The organism is Afifella sp. H1R, assembly GCF_021462425.1.
In the GTDB taxonomy this organism is placed as follows: Bacteria; Pseudomonadota; Alphaproteobacteria; order Rhizobiales; family Afifellaceae; genus Afifella; species Afifella aestuarii.
The window spans coordinates 2,071,816-2,091,813 of sequence record NZ_JAKEDY010000001.1 but is presented as its reverse complement, the minus strand read 5'-3'; the positions used below and the strand labels follow the sequence as shown (position 1 = coordinate 2,091,813).

General features: G+C 64.0%; 17 protein-coding genes. 11 read left to right on the top strand and 6 right to left on the bottom strand.

The annotated features are described in order from the left end of the window. Positions 1 to 136: 136 nt before the first annotated feature. The 3 genes from pyk to L0F51_RS09835 form a co-directional block, all read right to left on the bottom strand. Positions 137 to 1,573, bottom strand: a complete 1,437-nt coding sequence (gene pyk, locus L0F51_RS09845) for a pyruvate kinase (protein WP_234628997.1) — start codon at positions 1,571 to 1,573, stop codon at positions 137 to 139. Next, positions 1,570 to 1,986 (bottom strand): DUF1036 domain-containing protein, encoded by a 417-nt coding sequence (locus L0F51_RS09840; RefSeq protein ID WP_234629393.1) that lies wholly within the window; start codon positions 1,984 to 1,986, stop codon positions 1,570 to 1,572. The genes pyk and L0F51_RS09840 overlap by 4 nt, the downstream gene beginning before the upstream one ends. Positions 1,987 to 2,148: 162 nt before the next feature. Next, positions 2,149 to 3,075 carry a DMT family transporter gene (locus tag L0F51_RS09835; protein WP_234628996.1) on the bottom strand — a complete coding sequence of 309 codons (927 nt, stop codon included), beginning with the start codon at positions 3,073 to 3,075 and terminating at the stop codon, positions 2,149 to 2,151. 99 nt (positions 3,076 to 3,174) lie between these two features. On the opposite strand from L0F51_RS09835, the gene L0F51_RS09830 reads away from it, so the two are divergent. From L0F51_RS09830 to glpD, 4 genes are all read left to right on the top strand, one after another. Beyond that, a complete protein-coding gene (locus L0F51_RS09830) occupies positions 3,175 to 3,999 on the top strand; it encodes an N-formylglutamate amidohydrolase (RefSeq protein WP_234628995.1) in 825 nt (274 codons plus the stop codon). 11 nt (positions 4,000 to 4,010) lie between these two features. Continuing rightward, a complete protein-coding gene (locus L0F51_RS09825) occupies positions 4,011 to 4,310 on the top strand; it encodes a DUF1244 domain-containing protein (RefSeq protein WP_234628994.1) in 300 nt (99 codons plus the stop codon). 109 nt (positions 4,311 to 4,419) lie between these two features. Next, entirely contained in the window at positions 4,420 to 4,707 is a 288-nt protein-coding gene (locus L0F51_RS09820; protein WP_234628993.1) for a DUF2312 domain-containing protein, read from the top strand. Positions 4,708 to 4,822: 115 nt separating this feature from the next. Next, positions 4,823 to 6,343 carry a glycerol-3-phosphate dehydrogenase gene (gene glpD, locus L0F51_RS09815; RefSeq protein ID WP_234628992.1) on the top strand — a complete coding sequence of 507 codons (1,521 nt, stop codon included), beginning with the start codon at positions 4,823 to 4,825 and terminating at the stop codon, positions 6,341 to 6,343. Between the two features lie 75 nt (positions 6,344 to 6,418). Here glpD and L0F51_RS09810 read toward each other — a convergent pair whose 3' ends face one another. The 3 genes from L0F51_RS09810 to L0F51_RS09800 form a co-directional block, all read right to left on the bottom strand. Beyond that, entirely contained in the window at positions 6,419 to 8,227 is a 1,809-nt protein-coding gene (locus L0F51_RS09810) for a DUF882 domain-containing protein (protein WP_234628991.1), read from the bottom strand. A gap of 153 nt (positions 8,228 to 8,380) precedes the next feature. Next, complete coding sequence (locus L0F51_RS09805) at positions 8,381 to 10,219, bottom strand: murein L,D-transpeptidase (protein WP_234628990.1); 1,839 nt, start codon at positions 10,217 to 10,219, stop codon at positions 8,381 to 8,383. Positions 10,220 to 10,258: 39 nt separating this feature from the next. After that, positions 10,259 to 11,800 (bottom strand): sigma-54 dependent transcriptional regulator, encoded by a 1,542-nt coding sequence (locus L0F51_RS09800; RefSeq protein WP_234628989.1) that lies wholly within the window; start codon positions 11,798 to 11,800, stop codon positions 10,259 to 10,261. Positions 11,801 to 12,043: 243 nt separating this feature from the next. Here L0F51_RS09800 and L0F51_RS09795 point away from each other — a divergent pair, with 243 nt between their 5' ends. The 7 genes from L0F51_RS09795 (at position 12,044) to L0F51_RS09765 (ending at position 19,733) form a co-directional block, all read left to right on the top strand. After that, entirely contained in the window at positions 12,044 to 13,906 is a 1,863-nt protein-coding gene (locus L0F51_RS09795) for a M3 family oligoendopeptidase (protein ID WP_234628988.1), read from the top strand. 495 nt (positions 13,907 to 14,401) lie between these two features. Next, positions 14,402 to 15,805, top strand: a complete 1,404-nt coding sequence (locus L0F51_RS09790; protein WP_234628987.1) for an AarF/ABC1/UbiB kinase family protein — start codon at positions 14,402 to 14,404, stop codon at positions 15,803 to 15,805. A gap of 139 nt (positions 15,806 to 15,944) precedes the next feature. Further along, the gene (locus L0F51_RS09785) at positions 15,945 to 16,184 is read left to right on the top strand and encodes a hypothetical protein (protein WP_234628986.1); all 240 of its coding nucleotides are present in this window, start codon (positions 15,945 to 15,947) and stop codon (positions 16,182 to 16,184) included. A 189-nt stretch (positions 16,185 to 16,373) separates the two neighbouring features. Then, the gene (locus L0F51_RS09780; RefSeq protein ID WP_234628985.1) at positions 16,374 to 16,661 is read left to right on the top strand and encodes an aa3-type cytochrome c oxidase subunit IV; all 288 of its coding nucleotides are present in this window, start codon (positions 16,374 to 16,376) and stop codon (positions 16,659 to 16,661) included. An 11-nt stretch (positions 16,662 to 16,672) separates the two neighbouring features. Beyond that, positions 16,673 to 17,824: a Re/Si-specific NAD(P)(+) transhydrogenase subunit alpha gene (locus tag L0F51_RS09775; RefSeq protein WP_234628984.1), complete on the top strand. Its 1,152-nt coding sequence runs from the start codon at positions 16,673 to 16,675 to the stop codon at positions 17,822 to 17,824. 10 nt (positions 17,825 to 17,834) lie between these two features. Continuing rightward, positions 17,835 to 18,275: an NAD(P) transhydrogenase subunit alpha gene (locus L0F51_RS09770; RefSeq protein WP_092815675.1), complete on the top strand. Its 441-nt coding sequence runs from the start codon at positions 17,835 to 17,837 to the stop codon at positions 18,273 to 18,275. Positions 18,276 to 18,335: 60 nt separating this feature from the next. Next, positions 18,336 to 19,733 carry an NAD(P)(+) transhydrogenase (Re/Si-specific) subunit beta gene (locus L0F51_RS09765; RefSeq protein WP_234628983.1) on the top strand — a complete coding sequence of 466 codons (1,398 nt, stop codon included), beginning with the start codon at positions 18,336 to 18,338 and terminating at the stop codon, positions 19,731 to 19,733. Positions 19,734 to 19,998 lie beyond the last annotated feature (265 nt).

The following is a 19,998-nucleotide window of genomic DNA, read 5'->3' as shown; positions in this document are numbered from 1 at the left end:
CGGGTGTTCTGGTCCGGCGTCTCTTGGCAGACGTCTCCTGACAGAGCGTCTGGTGTGCCAAGTGTTCGCCGCAGCAGGTGAGGCGCCGAGGGGCTCGGCGCCTTTTCTCTTTTCAGATGCTGGCCAGAGGCCGGCCTTACATCCCTGAATGACCGTCCGGGCTGACGAAGGCGAGCCGCAGGAGATTGGTCGACCCCGGCGTGCCGAACGGGACGCCAGCCGTCGTGATGATCCGTTCTCCAGGTGCCGCAAAGCCCTCGTTGTGGGCAACGGAGCAGGCGCGGTCGACCATTTCGTCGATGTTCATGACGTCGTCGCTGACGACACAATGCAGTCCCCAGACGAGGGAGAGCCGACGTGCCGTTTCGCGTACGGGCGACAGAGCGAGGATCGGCACGGTCGGCCGCTCGCGCGAGGCGCGCATGCTCGTCGAACCCGACGATGTGAAGCAGACGATGGCCGCAAGCGACAGGGTTTCGGCGATCTGGCGCGCTGCGGCCGTAATGGCATCGGCGCCGGTTGCCAGCGGTTCGGCCCGCTGGGCATTGATGATCATCGGATAATATTGATCGCGCTCGACCGCTTCCGCGATGGAATTCATCACGCGCACCGCATCGACGGGATGCTCGCCGGATGCCGATTCGGCCGACAGCATGACGGCATCGGCCCCTTCGAAGACGGCGCCGGCCACGTCCGACACCTCGGCGCGCGTCGGGGTCGCCGCGCCGATCATCGATTCCAGCATCTGAGTCGCCACGACGACCGGCTTGCCGGCGGCCCGGCCGGCCCGCGTGATGCGCTTTTGAATGCCCGGCACCTGCTCGAGCGGGATTTCGACGCCGAGATCGCCGCGCGCCACCATGATGGCATCGGCGAGCTCGATAATCTCGTCGAGCTGTTCGACGGCCTGGGGTTTTTCGATCTTGGCGAGCACGCCGACACGCCCGCGCGCCAGCTTGCGCACTTCGGCGATGTCGTCCGGGCGCTGAATGAAGGACATCGCGACCCAATCGATCGGCTCTTCGAGCGCGGCTTCGAGATCGCGCCGGTCCTTCGGAGTGAGGGCCGAGGTCTTCAGCGTCGTGTCCGGCAGGCTGACGCCCTTGCGGTTGGAAAGCTGCGAGCCGGCGATCACCTCGGTTTCCGCCTTGTCCGGCGCGTTCTTGATGACGCGCAGCTGGACGCGGCCGTCATCGAGGAGAACGCGGGCGCCGGGGCGCAGGGATTCCATCACGTCGCGATGCGGCAGCTGCACCCGATTCTTGTCGCCAGGCGTCGGGTCGCTGTCGAGGGTGAGCTTCTGGCCGATTTCGAGTGGGATGCGGCCTTCGGCGAATTCACCGATCCTGAGCTTCGGCCCCTGCAGATCTACGAGAATGCCGATCGGGCGACCATGCTCGGCCTCCACGTCGCGGATGAGGCGCACCAGGCGGCGCATTTCCTCATGGGTGGCATGGCTCATATTGATGCGAAAAATATCCGCTCCGGCCACGAAGAGCGCGCTGATCGTCTCAGCGGTGTTCGAGGCAGGACCCAGGGTTGCCAGGATCTTGACCTTGCGATTGCGCCTCATTGGCTGTCCACGCCCCCGCTCGTCTGTTCTGTCAATTGTACTGTCCAGCTTGCCTGTTGGCCGGTGTCGACCTCGAAAAAGCCCGTTCTTTGGAAGCCGCGGGCCACGCAGTCGCCGACACTGGTGATGGTGAATTCCTTGTCCCGCGTGCACATGAAGGCCTTGCCGCCCCATTCGCCACCGCGGTCGTAGTCGACGGCGTAAATGTAATAGTAGCGGGCTGACAGGGCCCCGGCGAGAAGCGTTTCGCATACGCCGGGATCAATGTTCCACCAGCCTTCCGTCTGCCAGTCGTCGGCTCCCTTGTAGCCGATTGCAACCCCGACGCGGCTCGAGGTCTTGTTGCACAACCGGAGGTCTGCCAAAGCGGTTCCGGCTGTCGCGGCGAGGAAGGCGGCTAGTGTGGTGACCATCAGCCCGAGACGTACTGGCGTCATAAGGTCTCTCGACGTTCTCACATTCTCGGCTGCCCCAGCGCGGGTTTTGCGCAGTGAGCGCGGCTTGTCAACGAGGTGGTGCGGCAAAGTCGTTGCTGGAACGGCGAGATTTTGGGCAGAGGGCGGTGTGGGGAGCACTCAGAGCGGCTTGGTGACGGGACGATGGGTTCGGGGTCGCGCAAAGATGACACCGGCGAAGATCGCGGCCGCACCGACGGCCTGGAGGGCGCCGAGCGATTCGTCGAAGACGAGATAGCCGAGGAGAGCCGCGGCAACCCCTTCCAGAAAGATGACGAGTGCCGAGAAGGCGGCCGGCAGATGGCCGAGGGCGAAGGCGAGAAGGCCCTGGCCGCCGGAATGGCTGATGATGGCAAGCGATAAGAGGGCGCCGATCGCGGCACCGCTGTGCGGCCAAAGCTGCGTTTCCATCGAGACGGCTTCCACGGCGAGAACGGAGGCGGTGACGATGGAGGACAGAAACAGCGTCCGGCCGCCGCCGAGGACCCGCCGCGCACGGCGCACGGCGATGAAATACCCCCCGAAGAAGAGCGAGGTGATGAGGCCATAAATATCGCCGGCGAGATTTTCCGGCGAGACGGAGAGGCTCTCACCGATGAGGAAACCGCCGCCGAGGAGACACAGGCCCAATCCGACGACAAGCCGGCGGTCGACCGGCTCGCCCAGGAAGAGGCCGGACCCGAGCGCCACCCAGACCGGCGCGAGCGTCGCCATGAAGGTGGCGTTGGCGACCGTCGTGTTGAGAACGGCGAGATGCCAGAAGGTGAGATCGCCGGCAAAGAAGATGCCGGCCAGCGCGAGCGATCCGGCGACGGGCCGCCAGGAGGGCGCGACGCGGCCGGACGGGGTTTCGAGCCTCGCCCAGATCCATAAGAGCGGCAGGGCGAGCGCCACGCGCCAAAAGGCGCTCGTCAAAGGGCCGACTTCGGCAAAACGGACAAAGATCGGGGAGGCGCCCATGGCAAAGGCGCCGAGCACCAGCGCGGACATCGGGATGATATCCGGCATTGCGGTCACGAGACCGCTACGTTCACCAGCTTCGCTCAAGACAATCTCCGGCACGCCTTGGCCTCGAAGCCCGGCGGCGTTATGGATGGCAGGGCCTATCATGGCCGGGCCCCTTGCGAAACTGCTTCACACGGACAGATGAACGACACGAATGCGGCGCGGGCCGTGACCGAGACCGCGCCTGCCGATTCCTACAAGGTTGTCCCAGGCGATCCGGGTGGCGGAATTCTGATCCTCTGCGATCACGCTTCGCGGCGCATGCCTCCGGAATATGAAGATCTCGGCATGCCGGCGGCGGAGCTCGAGCGCCACATCGCCTACGATATCGGCGCCGGTGCGTTGAGCGAGGAACTCGCCGAACGTCTGGATGCGCCGGCGGTTCTCACGCAATTCTCCAGATTGCTGATCGACCCCAATCGTGGCGAGGACGATCCGACGCTCGTCATGCGGATTTCGGACGGGGCGGTGGTGCCCGGCAATGCCCGCATCGGAGCCGATGAGCGCGAGCGCCGTCTTGAGCGCTTCTATCGGCCGTACCATCGCAAGGTGTCGGAGACGATCGATCAGATGATCGAGACGGGGCGTCCGCCGGTCATCTTTTCGGTGCATTCGTTCACGCCGGATTGGAAGGGAACGCGGCGGCCCTGGCATGCGGGCATTCTGTGGGACAAGGATCCCCGCCTGCCGCTGCCGCTCCTGGAGGCGCTGAGGGGCGAGCATGGTCTCAGGATCGGCGACAACGAGCCTTACACGGGGGCTCTCGCCGGCGACACGCTTTACCGGCACGGCACGTTGCGCGGTCTCGCGCATGCCCTCGTCGAAGTCCGCAACGACCTTATCTCCACCGCTTCCGGCATCGCGGAATGGGCCGAGCGCCTGGAAGCGCTCCTGCGCCCACTTCTCGCCAATGAGGAGCTCTACGAGATCCGCCATTACGGCTCGCATGCCGATGCGCAAGCGTGAAAGGAGAGACAGTGAGCGAAGATAGGGAGCGTAGCGAGATCGAGGCGGCCGTCTTTCGCCGGCTTGTCGAGCATCTGCGCGCACGCAGCGACGTGCAGAATATCGACCTCATGAATCTGGCCGGCTTTTGCCGCAACTGCCTGTCGAACTGGTATCAGGAGGCGGCGGAGGAGAGGGGACTTGCGCTCAGCAAGGCCGAAAGCCGCGAGATCGTCTATGGCATGCCGTACGACGAATGGAAGAGCCGTCACCAGACGCCGGCGAACGCCGAGCAGCAAGCCGATTTCGAGAAGAACAAGCCACAGCATTGAGGTCAGGCCGGCCGCCGCGTGGAAAACGTGGATGAGGTCTTTCCGGCATTGACCGAAGCGGGCATCACCTGCACGCGAAACCCAAGAACTTGAATCTCAGGAGAAAACCATGGCCGAAGAGGCATCCGGACCGGGCGGGGTGGCCGCCGGCCAGCTGCGCGCCTTCATCGAACGTATCGAGCGGCTGGAGGAAGAGAAGAAGACCCTGTCTGAGGATATCCGCGAGGTCTACGCGGAGGCCAAGTCGAACGGCTTCGACACCAAGGTGATGCGCCAGGTCGTGCGCCTCAGGAAGCAGGATGTCGCCGAGCGGCAGGAGCAGGAGGCGATCCTCGACCTCTATATGCATGCGCTCGGCATGGCGCCGCCTGCGCTCGACGACGACGAGGCCGCCTGACCCGTCCGATCAACGCGCATCGCCCCGCGCCCATGCCTGAACCTTGCGAGGCGAGATGGGCGCGATCGACCGTTCTTTCCCGCAACTTTCTTCGCCTGCCGCAGGAGCCTCTATCATGACGCCGAACTACGACATTCTCGTCATCGGAGGGGGCGTCAACGGCTGCGGCATTGCGCGGGATGCTGTCGGGCGGGGCTGGTCGGTTCTCCTGTGCGAGATGAACGATCTCGCCAGCGGCACCTCGTCCTGGTCGACGAAGCTCATTCACGGCGGTCTGCGCTATCTCGAATATTACGAGTTCCGCCTGGTGCGCGAAGCGCTGATGGAGCGGGAGAGGTTGTGGGCGATCGCGCCGCACATCATCCATCCCTTGCGTTTCGTGTTGCCGCATCATCGCGGGTTGCGCCCGGCCTGGTTCCTGCGGCTCGGACTTTTCCTTTATGACCATCTGGGCGGGCGCAAGCATCTGCCGCCGACGAAGACGCTCGATCTCAGGCACGACCCGGCCGGTGAGCCGCTTGCCGGCGATTATCGGCGCGGCTTCGAATATTCCGACTGCGCCGTCGACGATGCGCGGCTCGTGACGCTCAACGCCTGCGATGCTTGCGACAGGGGTGCGACGGTCGCGACGCGGACCAAGGTCGTCAAGCTGGAGCGCGTCGAGGGCGGCTGGAAAGCCATTCTTCGCACGTCGGATGGCGAGGAAAGCGAAGTTCGCGCCCGGCTCGTGGTCAATGCGGCCGGTCCCTGGGTCGACGATGTCCTGGAGACGGCCGCGGGTGCGAAGCAGCAGCCCATGCGGCTCGTGCAGGGCAGTCACATCGTCGTGCCGAAACTCTACGCGCACGACCGCGCCTATATCTTCCAGAATGCCGACGGGCGGATCGTCTTCGCGATCCCCTATGAGAGGGAGTTCACGCTGATCGGCACGACCGATCGCGATTACGACGGCGATCCCGCCAAAGTCCGTATCACGCCGGAAGAGACCAGCTATCTGTGCGAGGCTATCAGCGCCTATTTCCGCCGCACGGTGCGCCCGGACGAGGTGGTCTGGTCGTTTTCCGGTGTCCGTCCGCTCGTCGACGAAGGCAGCGGGTCGGCGCAGGCAGCGACCCGCGACTACGTCATCAAGGTCGACGATGGCGATGGCCGAGCGGCGCTCGTCAACGTTCTGGGTGGCAAGCTGACCACCTACCGGCGTCTTGCCGAGACGGTTCTTCTGCGCATCGAGGCGGCGCTCAACGAAAAGCGGGGCAAGCCCTGGACCGCCGATGCGCCTCTGCCGGGCGGCGATTTTCCGATCGACGGTCTCGGCGCGCTCGAAGAGAAAGTGGCCGGCCAGCATCCGGGTCTGCCGCGTCCGCTGATCGCCCGGCTTGTGCGCGCCTATGGCACGAAGACGTTCGAGATCCTGAAAGGGGTGTCATCGCCCGCCGATCTCGGACGGCATTTCGGCGCCGACCTCTATCAGAAGGAGGTCGAGTATCTCCGGCGTGCGGAGTTCGCGGTGAGTGCGGAGGATATCCTCAACCGCCGTTCAAAACTCTGTCTGCACGTTTCGGCGGAGGATCGGGAGGCGCTCGATCGCTATCTCGGCGAAGGGCTTGCGAGCGCGGTGGCGGCCCCCGCCACGTGAGCGGATGGGTCGGCGCTCATTCTTGAGCGCGGACACCGCTGAGTGATCTCTGGTGAGTGATCTCTGGGATCTGCGTCAGTCCAGCGACGCGACGAGAAGATAGACCTGGTCGGGTTCGTCGATGAAGGCGAGGTCGTCCTTCGTGGCGAAGCGATCGGTGCGCAGCTGCTCTGCCTTGCTGATGGCCCGGGCGACGCCCTCATTCACCGGAATGGCGAAGAACTCGACCGCGCCGGAGGGCCGCGGGGCCTGCAACAGGGCGAAGATGAAGGTCCGCGTCGTATCCTTGCCCATCAGCCGTGAGAGATCGCCGGAATCGGGCCTTTGGGTGATGAGGCGAGCGACCGGTGCCGCCGGCGCCGTCATCTCGACTGCGGCGGCGAGGCTCAGCGGGGTCTCCTGCGGAATGGCGAGGCCGGCGGCTTCTTCGAGCGCGGCTGGCGCCTCGGGGCGCTCCTGGGCGGGGCGCTCCTGGGGAGAGGCATAGGCGAGCGTCGCTTCCTCTTCGGAGGCGATCCCGGTTTTCGATCCGGCGAGACCCGCAGCGGCGTCGATGGCGTCAAAACCCTGTGGCTCGGCGCCGAGCGAGGCCGTCACGATCGGACGAGCTGCCGGCAGACTGATTTCTTTCGCCATATTCGACGGGGCCATCACGGCATTCGCCAGGACGAGGCCGGCCGTCTCCTGTGCATCGCGCGGGGCGGCGGTGGCCGGGTCGGCATCTGCAAGCGCGCGCTCATAAAGGGCCGTCAACTCGCTGGCATCCTCGGCCGTCGCCAGGCGTGCCGTCTCAGGCATGATGGCTGGCAGGCCGTCCGGGCGGGCCTGGGCCATCGCCGCATAAGCGAGAAGACCGACAGTGTCCTGCTCGGCTATCTGGGGTGCCGCAGATGCGGTCGGATCCACCGTCTCCGTCCGCGTCGCAACTGCGATCGCCCGGATGGCGGAAGGAGCGGCGCGTGGCAGCATCTCCGGAGGAGACAGCTCTTGCGGCGCTACGCTTGCGACCTGAACTTCCTGAGGTGCGGAGCGTGCCGTCTGGACGGGGGCAAGGGCCCGCGCCGGCGCTGTCTTGGAGCGCATCGGGCGGGTCTGATCGCCCTCGTCCTCGTCGCCGTCAAACACATTCTTCAGCCAGGCGACGACGGTCGCCTTCTCGTTCGGGTTCGACGAGCCGCGAGAGCTGCCGAGCGTCTCTTTCTTGCCGCTGCGGCCATATTCGGCGAGCACGATCTTGTAGCCCGGCAATGGTTTGCCGTCGGACGGGATGTGCAGGGTCTTGCCGTCCGGGAAGAGCGCCAGAAGCTGCTGGCGCGTCATGCGCGGCCAGTGGCGGACACTGCCGACGTCGAGATGCACGAAGGGCGAGCCGGACGTCGGATAATAACCGACGCCGCCGACCTGTTTCTTCAATGCGATCTTGCGGAGTTTTTCGAGCGGCACACCCGGGATGAAGAAATCCATCGCCTTGCCGGCGGTGTGCTGGCTGCGCTTGGCGACGCCGGAGGAGCGCGAGCGCAGCATGTTGTTGGTCTTCAGGGAGCGGAAGGCGGAGACGACCGTGACCGGGTTTTGCGCGCCGGCCTCCTGATAGACCTCCCAGACGAGGTCGAAGAGGCGCGGATCCATGTCGGTCGGCTCGTCGGCACGCCAGTCGCGCAGAAAATAGTTGAGGCGCTTCAGCTCGCGCTGGTCATAGCGGCCGTTGCGGCGGAAGGTGAACTCGCCGCGTTCGCCCGTATGGGCGAAAAAGAGCTTCAGAGTTCGGTCGCCGGAACGCGATAGGGACGGATCGGAACCTCCGAGAAGGAGGGCGAAGGCCAGCGTCAGGCACACCATTGGGCCGCGCAGGCGCGAGAGTTTGGACTCGGCCGGTATCAGCAAGCGTGATCGCCTTCTTTTGCGGGAAGCCCCTTCCCCATCCCCAGGCACGAGAGCGAATTCTCGCTTCTCTTGCTTAACGCTCAATTACAAAATGGAAAGCTATGGCGAAAATGCGACTGAGGCGCCATTTTCTCGCCTCAGCCTAGGTCATGGTTACAGATTGAGTAACTTAGCCAGCTTCTCGTCATAGCCATAAACGTCGGGAACGGTCTTCAAGCTTCCGTCTGCTTCCGGGATCATCGTGAAGTACGCAAGAAAAACCGGCAGTTTCCGCTGCAGATTGATGCGCACTTCCTGGTCTGAGAACATTCGCTTCAGCCGCGTAGAATTCCACTGGTCGTCGTTGGCCAGGATGGAGTCCGCGAACGCCATCGGATCTTGCACGCGCACGCAGCCGTGAGAAAAAGCCCTCGAGGATCTCTGGAACAGGCTCTTTGCGGGCGTGTCGTGCAGGTAAACGGCGTGCCGGTTCGGGAACATGAACTTGATGCGGCCGAGCGCATTGCGATCGCCCGGCGGCTGGCGAATGCGAAGCTGCCGCGTGTCGACCGCGTACCAGTCGATCAGCGTCGGATCGAGCCGGTACGTCTTGCCGCGAATGTCGGCGAGCAGCTGGTAACCCGTCGAGGCGAAGTATCCATAAGGATCCTGCCGGATCTTGGGCAGCATTTCCGCGGTGACGATCGAGTTCGGCACGTTCCAGTAAGGATTGAGGATGAGATGGTCCATCTCATCGCCGAAAAGCGGTGTCGGATGCGATCGCTGGCCGACGACGACGCGTGTCTCGTGGTTGAGCGCGCCGTCGCGGTAAACACGGACCATGAATTCCGGCACATTGACGAAGATATAGTCGTCGCTGAAGTCGCGCGGCATCCAGCGCCACCGCTCCATATTCACGATGACGGTCTTGATGCGGTTTTCGCGGCTCGCGCCGTTCAGGGTCTGAAGCGTCTGCGGACCGACCATGCCGTCGACCGAAAGGCCGTTTTCGCGCTGGAAGTCTTCGACGGCGGCCACGACCGTTTCGTCGTAGAGCATCGCATCGTTGCCGGCGCGAAACGCCACCGGTGTCGGATCGAGCTTGAGATTGGCGCTGTAGTCAGGCGCCCTCTGCGTGAAACCTGCCGGGGGCTGTGACCTCGAGGCCTCATCCATCTTGGCGGAGGACGTGGTCTGAGCCAGCGAGCCCGTCGTTTCCGGCTCCGGCCTGTCCACGGCCGGGACGGGGGCGAACTGCGCTTTCTGCGGCGGTTCCGGGATCTCGATGCCGAGCCGCTCGCGCAATGTGAGGACGCGCGGGTCGCGCTGGCCGACCTTCAAGGTCGGACCCTCGGCGATGTGCGGCAGCGGCTTGCCGTCGCTCTCGCGCAGTTTCGCGAGCTTCGCCTTCAGAGCCTGATATTGCGGATGCGGGGGCGCAAAGGCGGAGATCGTGGCGTCGACATCCTTCGCCATGGTCGTCTTGGCGAGGGCTTCACCGAGATCCGGCAGGGCCGGCGCGTAATAGACTTCCTTGTTGACCGACTTTGGCAGAACCCGACCGATCGCAAGATGCGTGATGAAGCGGGCGGCGTTCGCGCTGAGCGCCACGTCCTTCGCCGCAATGGCATCGGCATCGGTGAGCTGGTCTTGTGGCAGCTCGATCGCCTCATAGTCGGAAGGGGCAAGGCCGTCCTCGGCCGCGCGGGCCATGCGGTCGAGCAAGGCACGGGCCTGCTCCGTCGCTTCGCCGTCATGAATCCACACGGGAGCGAAAGACCGCTCTTCGTAGAAACTGCGCACCGAGGCGGCGATGTCTTTGGCGCGAGGATCGGCAAATTGCGGCTGATGGGCGAGAGCGGCCCGGATCGCTGCGGCTTCCGTCGTGATGGCCGGTGACGACGTCTCGGCGGCGTCTTCGACCCCGACCGTGGCAACCTTTAGGGCAGGTGCTGCGGCGACAGGTGTCGCTGCCATCAACGCCAGGAAAACCGCCGTGCCTCTCAATCGCATCAAACTCTCCAGTTTGTCATTCCTTGGCGAACGCGCGCCTCAGGCCGCATCGGCGGCGGCCGTCTCGATCCCGTAGTCTTTCAGCTTCCGATAAAGCGTCGAGCGGCCAATGTGCAGGCGTCGTGCCACTTCGCTCATTCGGCCGCCGTAATGCTCGACGGCAAAGCGCACAGCTGCCTCCTCGAGCGCATCGAGCGCCCGCATTTCACCGTCCCGATCCAGAAGATGCAGGAGACCATAAAGGGGGGGCGAGATTTTGTCAGCCGATGCGACAGGCCTGTCAGGTGTTTCCCTCTCGCGATGGTGCGCGCGTGCAACATGGCCTGTCGTGCGGGCGCGCGTGCTGGCCGCGGCGGCGCCCTCGTTCTGCCAGGCTTTGACCAGTTCCGGGATGGCGCCGGCATCGAGAGCCGTCTGGATCTGCGGGAAATCCCAGGGGCGTAAAAACTCTCCCTCGCACAGGATGACGGCGCGGTAGACGGCGTTTTCGAGTTGGCGAATGTTGTCGGGCCAGTGGAAGGCGGCGAGAAGCGCTTCCGCCTCGGGCGCCAGCCCCTTGAGGCGAGGGCGGCCCTCTTCGGCGGCAAAGCGGGCGAGGAAGGTGGCGGCGAGCGGGAGAAGATCCTCGACGCGGTCGCGCAGCGGCGGCAGCCAGATCGGGAAGACGTTGAGCCGGTAGAACAGGTCCTCGCGGAAGACGCCCTCGGCCACGCGGTCGACAAGCCGACGGTCGGTCGTGGCGATGAGGCGAAAGTCGCAGCGTGCCGTCCGCTCTCCGGCGAGAAGGGGGAGCGTGCCGTCTTCGAGAACGGCGGCAAGACGCGCCTGCACGCTCGCCGGCAGGTCCGCGATCTGCCGCAAGAGCAGGGTGCCGCCCTGGGCCTCGTGGAGGCGGCCGCGAAGGGCCGGCGTCGCACCCGTCGCGGGGCGACCGAAAAGAAGCGTTTCGATATCGTCGGCTGTGTCGGCCCCGCAATCGACGCTGACGAAGGGTCTCGCGCGGCGCGCGCTTTCGCCATGGATGGCGTGTGCGAACCATTCCTTGCCGGTGCCGGCCTCGCCCTCGATGAGGACGGGGATGGCGGAACGTGCCGCGCGTTGGCCGAGCTCCATGGTGCGCATCATCGCCGGTGCGGATGCGATCATGTCGTCGAAGGAGACGGTCTCTTCGCGCCGGTGACGCAGGCGCTGGACCTCTCCCTGCAAAGCCGAGAGCTTGAGCGCATTGGCGATCGAGACCCGCAGGCGCTCGGGAGCTGCCGGTTTGACCAGAAAGTCGAAGGCGCCTGCGCGCATCGCCGAGACGGCGGTGTCGATGCCGCCTTGCGCGGTCTGGACGATGACGGCTGGAGGCGCCGGCATTTTCTTCAGTGTCTCGAGCACCATCATGCCGTCGACATCGGGCATGACGAGGTCGAGGATCACGACATCGATCGGAGAGGAGGCCGTATCTTTGAGGCGGTCGAGGGCGGCCTGACCGCCGGACACCGATTCCGACAGATAGCCGAAGGATTGCATCATGCCTGCGAGCAGACGCAGGGTGATCGGGTCGTCATCGACCAGAAGCATACGAGCTGGCATCAAGCGTCTTCGTGGGCACGAGAGCGTTTCATTTCGCACCAAGCTGCCCCGACTCAGGTTAAGGGGTTGTTACCCATGACGCGGAAGCAGTGGAATTCTTGCCCGCCGAGATCGCTTGCGCCGTACCGGAATTTTCGGCCGCAGGCGTGGGGCGCGCCCGCAAAGCTTGCTCTTGCCGCACAAATTGCCAGATGAGAGGCTGGGCGCTACGCCGTCTGCACCAGCTATCAAGGAGAATGATTGATGCGCACCGAGCAGAGTTTGCTGCAGTTCCAGCCTGGCTTCGATGTGACGAAGGAGGGTGCGCAGGTCGCAGACGAGAGCCTCGGCACCCTGCCGGAATGGGATCTGACCGACCTCTATCCGTCGATGGATGCGCCGGAAGTGGCCGCCGATATCGCCAAGGTCGACGAAAAGGCGACGGCCTTCGAGGCGACCTATAAGGGCAAGCTCGCCGAGATCGCTCAAAGTGCGGATGGCGGCAGCCGCCTTGCCGGGGTGATCGAGGAATTCCAGGCGATCGAAGAGATCATCGGCCGGCTGGTGAGCTATGCGGGGCTCGTCTATGCCGGCGATACCAGCGATCCGAAGCGGGCAAAATTCAACGGCGATCTGCAGGACAAGCTCACCGGGGTTTCGACGAAGCTCTTGTTCTTCCCGCTGGAGCTCAACCGGATCGACGATGCGGTGCTCGACAAGGCCATGGCGAGCCCGGAGCTGGCGCATTGGAAGCCGTGGCTCGACGATCTGCGCGAAGAGCGCCCCTACCAGCTTTCAGACGAGATCGAGCGGCTCTTCCATGAGAAGTCGCTGACGGGCCGCGCCGCCTGGAACCGGCTCTTCAATGAGACGATGGCGGCGCTCCGCTTCAAGGTGAACGGCAAGGATCTCACCCTGGAGCCGACGCTCAATCTTCTGACCGACCACGACGAGGCGCAGCGCAAGGCCGCCGCCACCGCGCTTGCCGATACGTTTCGCGAGAACCTGCGCACCTTCTCTTTGATCACCAATGTGCTCGCCAAGGACAAGGCGATCTCCGATAGCTGGCGTGGCTTTACGGATGTGGCTTCGGCGCGCCATCTCGCCAACCGGGTGGAGCCGGAGGTGGTCGATGCGCTGGTGCAGGCCGTGGCGACCTCCTATCCGAAGCTGTCGCACCGCTATTACGCGATGAAGGCGAAATGGCTCGGCAAGGACAAGCTCGACCATTGGGACCGCAATGCGCCTCTTCCGGAAACGCTGAAGCGGACGATCGACTGGCAGGAAGCGAAAGAGACGGTGCTTTCCGCCTATGGCAGTTTCGATCCGCGCATGGCGGAGATTGCCGGGCACTTCTTCGACAAGAGCTGGATCGATGCGCCGACGCGCTCGGGCAAGGCGCCGGGCGCCTTCGCGCATCCGACGGTGCCAAGCGCACATCCTTATGTGCTCCTCAATTACCAGGGGAAAGCGCGGGACGTGATGACGCTCGCCCACGAGCTCGGCCACGGCGTGCACCAGGTTCTCGCCGGAGAGCAGGGGCTGTTGATGGCGCAGACGCCGCTGACTCTGGCGGAGACGGCGAGCGTTTTCGGCGAGATGCTGACCTTCCGCTCCATGCTCGACAATGCCGCGACGCCGAAGGAGCGTAAGATCCTGCTCGCCGGCAAGGTCGAGGACATGCTGAACACGGTCGTGCGCCAGATCGCCTTCTATCAGTTCGAGCGCCGCGTCCACACGGCGCGTCGCGAGGGCGAACTGCCGGCCGAGGTGATCGGCGACATCTGGATGGAAGTGCAGAAGGAGAGCCTTGGACCTTCGATCCGGCTCGGCGAAGGCTATGAGGTGTTCTGGGCCTATATCCCGCACTTCGTGCATTCGCCGTTCTATGTCTACGCTTATGCCTTCGGCGACTGCCTGGTGAACTCGCTCTATGCCGTCTACCGCGATGCCGAGACCGGCTTCCAGGACCGCTATTTCGACATGCTGAAAGCCGGCGGCACCAAGCGGCACAAGGAGCTTCTGGCGCCCTTCGGGCTCGATGCGTCCGACCCGGCCTTCTGGATGCAGGGGCTTTCGGTCATCGAAGGGCTGATCGACGAATTGGAGAGCGTGCAGACCGCGTGAGCCGCGGCAGACGACCCGAATGGACGCTTTTTCATCGAGCCTACAAAATTTGCGGGGCCCGCAAATTTTGCGCTTGCCAAGCGGCCGCTCGATGGAGAAACTCAGAATTGGTCGAAACAGCTTGAAAGGAGGTGATCCAGTGTCGAGTGAGAATGGATGGCGTATTTGCCTGATCGGTCACAGGACGGTGGAGCAACCTCTGTCGCTTTCGTGATCGAGTAAATTCTGGGCAAATCGCCCGCTTCTCGCGGAGGGCCGCCGTTCTGGCGGCCCTTTTCCTTTTGGGGAATGCGTTCTGGGCGATGTGTTTTGCGGGTCGGGGGCGGATCGGGCCGGGCAAGAAGACCCGTTCGAGCAAAACCGCCTGCATGTCCGCCTTCCGAAGCGAAAAAGTTTCAGCCCGGCAATGCGCGAAAGGCGGATGCAGGTCAGCCTCAGGCACCCTATCTAGCGGATACGAAGACGCGCGCGTGTATGACGTAAAAGGTTACCTCGATGCCTGTTGATCCGCCTCGTGACGACGAACGCAACCGCTTTACCGGCCGCATGACGCGCTATGCGCGCGTCGGCGCGGGAATGGGCGGGATTGCGGCGCGTATGGTCGGTTCGCGCGCCTTGGGTCGCGAGATCGATCCGAGCCGCAACGCGCAGGAACTGGCGCAGGCGCTGGGCGGTCTCAAAGGTCCGATCATGAAGGTGGCCCAGCTGATGGCCACGATCCCGGACGTGCTGCCGCCGGAATATGCTGCCGAGCTGACGCAGCTTCAGTCTGATGCGCCGCCGATGGGTTGGGCGTTCGTCAAGCGGCGCATGACGGCGGAGCTCGGGGCTGGCTGGCAAAGCCGCTTCAAGGAATTCGAGCATCAGCCGGCGGCCGCCGCCTCGCTCGGCCAGGTGCATCGCGCCGTCGACCACGACGGAACGAAGCTCGCCTGCAAGCTGCAATATCCGGAAATGGCGAGCGCGGTCGAAGCCGATCTCGGCCAGCTGTCCGTTCTGTTCTCGCTGCACCGGCGCATGGATACGGCGATCGATACGCGTGAGATGGCCGAAGAGATCGCCGCTCGGGTGCGCGAAGAGCTCGATTACGAGCGTGAGGCCAAACACATGGCGCTCTACGATGCCGTCCTTGCCGACGAGCCGCGGGTGCGGGTGCCGAAACTGCGGCCGGAGCTTTCCACCCGCCGGCTTCTCACCATGACCTGGCTCGACGGCAAGAAGCTCCTCGACTACCGCGACCATTCGATGGAGGAGCGCAATCATCTCGCCGCGTCGATGTTCAAGGCCTGGTGGCAGCCTTTCAGCCATCAGGCGATCATTCACGGCGATCCGCATCTCGGCAATTACACGGTCTTCGAGGAAGAGGGGCGCCCCGCGGGCATCAATCTCCTCGACTATGGCTGCGTGCGCATCTTCCCCCCGCATTTCGTGGAAGGCGTGATCGAGCTCTATCGCGGGCTGCAGACCGACGATCGCGAGCGCATCGTCAGCGCTTACGAGACCTGGGGCTTTCGTGGGCTTTCCAACGAACTCATCGATATCCTCAATATCTGGGCGCGCTTCATCTATGGGCCGCTTCTCGACGACCGAACGCGGGCGATTGCCGACGGCATCTCGCCGGCGCAGTACGGACGGGGAGAAGCCTACCGGGTGCATATGGCGCTCAAGGAGAAGGGGCCCGTCACCGTGCCGCGCGAATTCGTCTTCATGGACCGTGCGGCGATCGGTCTCGGTGGGGTCTTCCTGCATCTGCGTGCGGAGATGAATTTCCATCGACTCTTCAACGAGGAAATCGACGGATTTTCCGTCGACACGGTCGCCCGCAACCAGGCGGCGGCGCTTCGAGCCGCGAATCTTGTCGTTGAATCTGCGGGATCAAATTCGCGGCAAGGGCATTAAAGCAGCAATGAACTGCTGGAGGCTCAATTTGCAAACCCGTTACGTTACCGCTGCCGTCCTTCTTTCCGCGGCCTTTCTGGCCGGCTGTCAAACGGGCATCGGGGGACGAGAGATTTCATCGCCTGTCGAGGGGCGCTGGATGTCCAGCGACCGGGTCTTCGTCTCGACCTTCTCGAACGGCTCCATGACCACCGAAGACGCCAAGACTGGGGCCCAGCTCGCCTCCGGCAGCTACAATATGGCCGGTCCGCAGACGGTCGAGATCAGCTGGTACTCCATCGCCACGAAGCAGCAGCGCGCGGCCACCTGCACGCTTGCAGGCTCGAGCAGCATGACCTGCCGTCAGCCGGGCGCTTCTTTCACGCTGCACCGCGTCTGAGAACCGCGTCTGGAACGCAACGCCTGATCTTTCCTCGAGACGGCGCCCAAGTGGCGCCGTCTTTGCGTTTCTTTTCAGCTCTCTTCCGACCCCTGCGGCATTTGGAGGTTTACCCGGCGTTGCCCTTGTCTAAGATGGCGTGGTAAGGCCGGCGATATATCCCGCCAAATGATGCAAGGGCAGTAGCGCATGGCTGAACAGGTGATGGCGTCGACAGGTTCCGCAATGGATTACGAGTACCATGAGAAGACGTACGACAGATTTCTGTCGCTCCTCATCTTGGGCATCATACATGTCGTCACGATCGTCCTGATCGTCGCTATATTCGGCCTCGGGGGCGCCCTGTGGCTCGGGTCTATCGCGCTCGCGCTGACGCTTGGCACGCTGTTCTACGGCCTTTTCAGGCAGAGCAGATGGGGACCCTCCGCGGTCGTCCTCGGGATTACTTTCGTCTTCTTCCTCTTCGCAGTGGCCTGAGCTAAATCATTATGCGCATTGCAGTTCTTAAGGAACCGCGGGACGACGAGCCGCGTGTCGCGGCAACTCCCGAATCGATCAAGAAATTCAAGTCTCTCGGCGCCGATGTCGTCGTTGAGAGTGGGGCCGGGGCAGGCTCTTCGCTTGCCGACGAGGTCTTCGCCGAGGCGGGCGCGGACATCGCCCAGACCCGGCAGGCGGCTCTTCAAGGTGCCGACATCGTCCTCACCGTTCGCCGTCCGGACGATTTTTCCGGCTTTCCGGAAGGCGCGGCCGTGGTCGCCCTCATGGACCCTTACGGCCATGAGGAGGCGCTGAAGAAGATGGCGGCGACGAAGCTTTCCGGCTTCGCGCTCGAGCTCATTCCGCGCATCACCCGCGCCCAGTCGATGGACGTTCTCTCCTCGCAGGCGAACCTTGCGGGCTATCGTGCCGTCATCGAGGCTTCGGAAGCCTATGGGCGCGCCTTGCCGATGATGATGACGGCTGCGGGCACTGTTCCGGCCGCCCGCGTCTTCGTGATGGGGGCTGGCGTTGCCGGCCTGCAGGCGATCGCGACCGCCAAGCGCCTCGGCGCCGTCGTCACGGCGACGGATGTGCGCCCGGCCGCCAAGGAGCAGGTGGAGTCCCTCGGGGGCAAGTTCATCGCGGTCGAGGACGAAGAGTTCAAGGCGGCGGAGACCGCCGGCGGCTACGCCAAGGAAATGTCGGCGGAATACCGCGCCAAGCAGGCGGAGCTGGTGCGCGAGCACATCGCCAAGCAGGACATCGTCATCACCACGGCGCTCATTCCCGGCCGTCCGGCCCCGAAGCTCGTCGATGCGGAGATGGTGAAGTCGATGAAGGACGGTTCCGTCATCGTCGATCTCGCCGTGGAACGCGGCGGCAATGTCGAGGGCGTGGAAGCCGACAAGCAGGTCGTGAAGGACAACGTCACGCTCATCGGCATCGTCAATATGGCGGGGCAGATCGCAGCGTCCGCTTCGGCGCTTCTCGCCCGCAACATCTACGCCTTCGTCGAGCCGATGGTCGACAAGGAGACGAAGGCCCTTTCCATCAACCGTGAAGACCAGATCGTGGCGGCGACGCTGCTCACCCATGGCGGGGCCGTCGTGCACCCGCAGTTTGGTGGCGAGCCGGTGAACGCGCCGAACGAGAAATAGGGGATAGCCGATGGCTGAAGAAACAGTAAGGCAGGCTGTCGAACAGGCGCAGTCGGCCGCGGAGGCGGCGCGGGAAGCCGCCTCGCAGGCGCTCAATGCGCTCGGAGACGGGGAGGCCGTGGGTCAGCTCGCGCATGCCGCGAGCGGTGGCATGATCGACCCGTTCGTCTTCCGCTTCTCGATTTTCGTGCTGGCGATCTTCGTCGGCTATTACGTCGTCTGGTCGGTGACGCCGGCGCTGCATACGCCGCTCATGTCCGTGACCAATGCGATCTCGTCGGTCATCGTCGTCGGCGCGCTTCTCGCGGTCGGCGTCGACCTCGTCGCGGACGGTTCCAGCACAGCGCGCTGGTTCGGTTTCTTTGCGGTGATGCTGGCGAGCGTCAACATTTTCGGCGGCTTTCTCGTCACGCAGCGCATGCTGTCCATGTACAAGCGGAAAGAGCGGTAAAATGAGCCAGTTTTCCAAGGCTCGGGCGGCAGGCGCCGCCGCTGAGGGAGTGCGCGCCTGATGTCTGCCAGCGTCACAGCCTTTCTTTATCTGATTGCGGGTGTCCTTTTCATTCTGGCACTGCGTGGTCTTTCACACCCGGAAACCAGCCGCCAGGGCAACCAGTTCGGCATGGCCGGCATGGTCATTGCCGTGCTGACCACGTTGATCGGGCATCCCCCGGCCAGCTTCGGATCCTGGGGTCTCATCATTCTGGCGATCGCCATCGGCGGTGGTGCCGGCGCGGTGATCGCCAAGCGCATCGCCATGACGGCGATGCCGCAACTGGTGGCCGCGTTCCATTCGCTCGTCGGCCTCGCCGCAGTTCTGGTGGCCGCCGCCGCGCTTTACGCGCCGCAGGCCTTCGGCATCGGCGATCCCGGATCGATCCACGGAGCGAGCCTCGTCGAGATGTCGCTCGGCGTGGCGATCGGCGCGATCACCTTCACCGGTTCGATCATTGCGTTTTTGAAGCTCGACGGGCGCATGAGCGGCAAGCCGATCCTGCTGCCGATGCGCCATCAGGTGAATATCGGCCTCGGCGTCTTCCTGCTTCTGTGCATCATCATCTTCGCCGCCACGGAAAGCCACACGGCTTTCTGGCTGATCACCATCGTCAGCCTGGCGCTGGGTGTTCTGATCATCGTCCCGATTGGCGGAGCGGACATGCCCGTTGTCGTGTCGATGCTGAACTCCTATTCGGGGTGGGCGGCCGCCGGCATCGGCTTCACGCTCGGCAACACCGCGCTCATCATCACGGGCGCCCTCGTCGGTTCGTCGGGCGCGATCCTGTCCTACATCATGTGTAAGGGCATGAACCGCTCCTTCATCTCCGTCATCCTCGGTGGTTTCGGCGGCGAGACCACGGCTGCGAGCGGCGGCGCCGACGATCGTCCGGTCAAGCAGGGCTCGGCGGAAGACGCGGCCTTCCTGATGAAGAACGCCTCCAAGGTCATCATCGTGCCGGGTTACGGCATGGCGGTGGCGCAGGCGCAGCACGCGCTTCACGAAATGGCGGCGGCCTTGAAGAAGGAGGGCGTGGAAGTGAAATACGCCATCCATCCGGTCGCCGGCCGCATGCCGGGGCATATGAACGTGCTGCTGGCCGAAGCGAACGTGCCCTATGACGAGGTCTTCGAGCTCGAAGATATCAACTCCGAGTTCAGCCAGGCCGATGTCGCCTATGTCATCGGCGCCAACGACGTCACCAACCCGGCCGCGCGCGACGATCCGCAATCGCCGATCTACGGCATGCCGATCCTCGACGTCGACAAGGCGGGCACGGTGCTCTTCGTCAAACGCTCCATGTCGTCGGGCTATGCCGGCATTCAGAACGAGCTCTTCTTCCTCGACAAGACGATGATGCTGTTCGGCGATGCCAAGAAAATGACGGAAGCGATCGTCAAGTCGCTCGGCTAGGGTCCGAGGGATTTCGGTTTTCCAACGGCCGCAGCGCATGCTGCGGCCGTTTTTTATTGTCTGACGAATTTGACGGTCGGCGGCTGAAGGCGGCGGCTCTGTGGAGAGATTGCTTGCCTTTTAATCAAGTTTTTCACTTGGTTTGATCCCGCACATCGGATTTATGGGCTCCATAAAGTCGAAGTGACGCCGTTCCCCCTTCCTGGAAATCGCGCCGCATGTGTGAAGCGGTCGGCACCAGGGGAGGGCGGCACCTTTGAGGGAT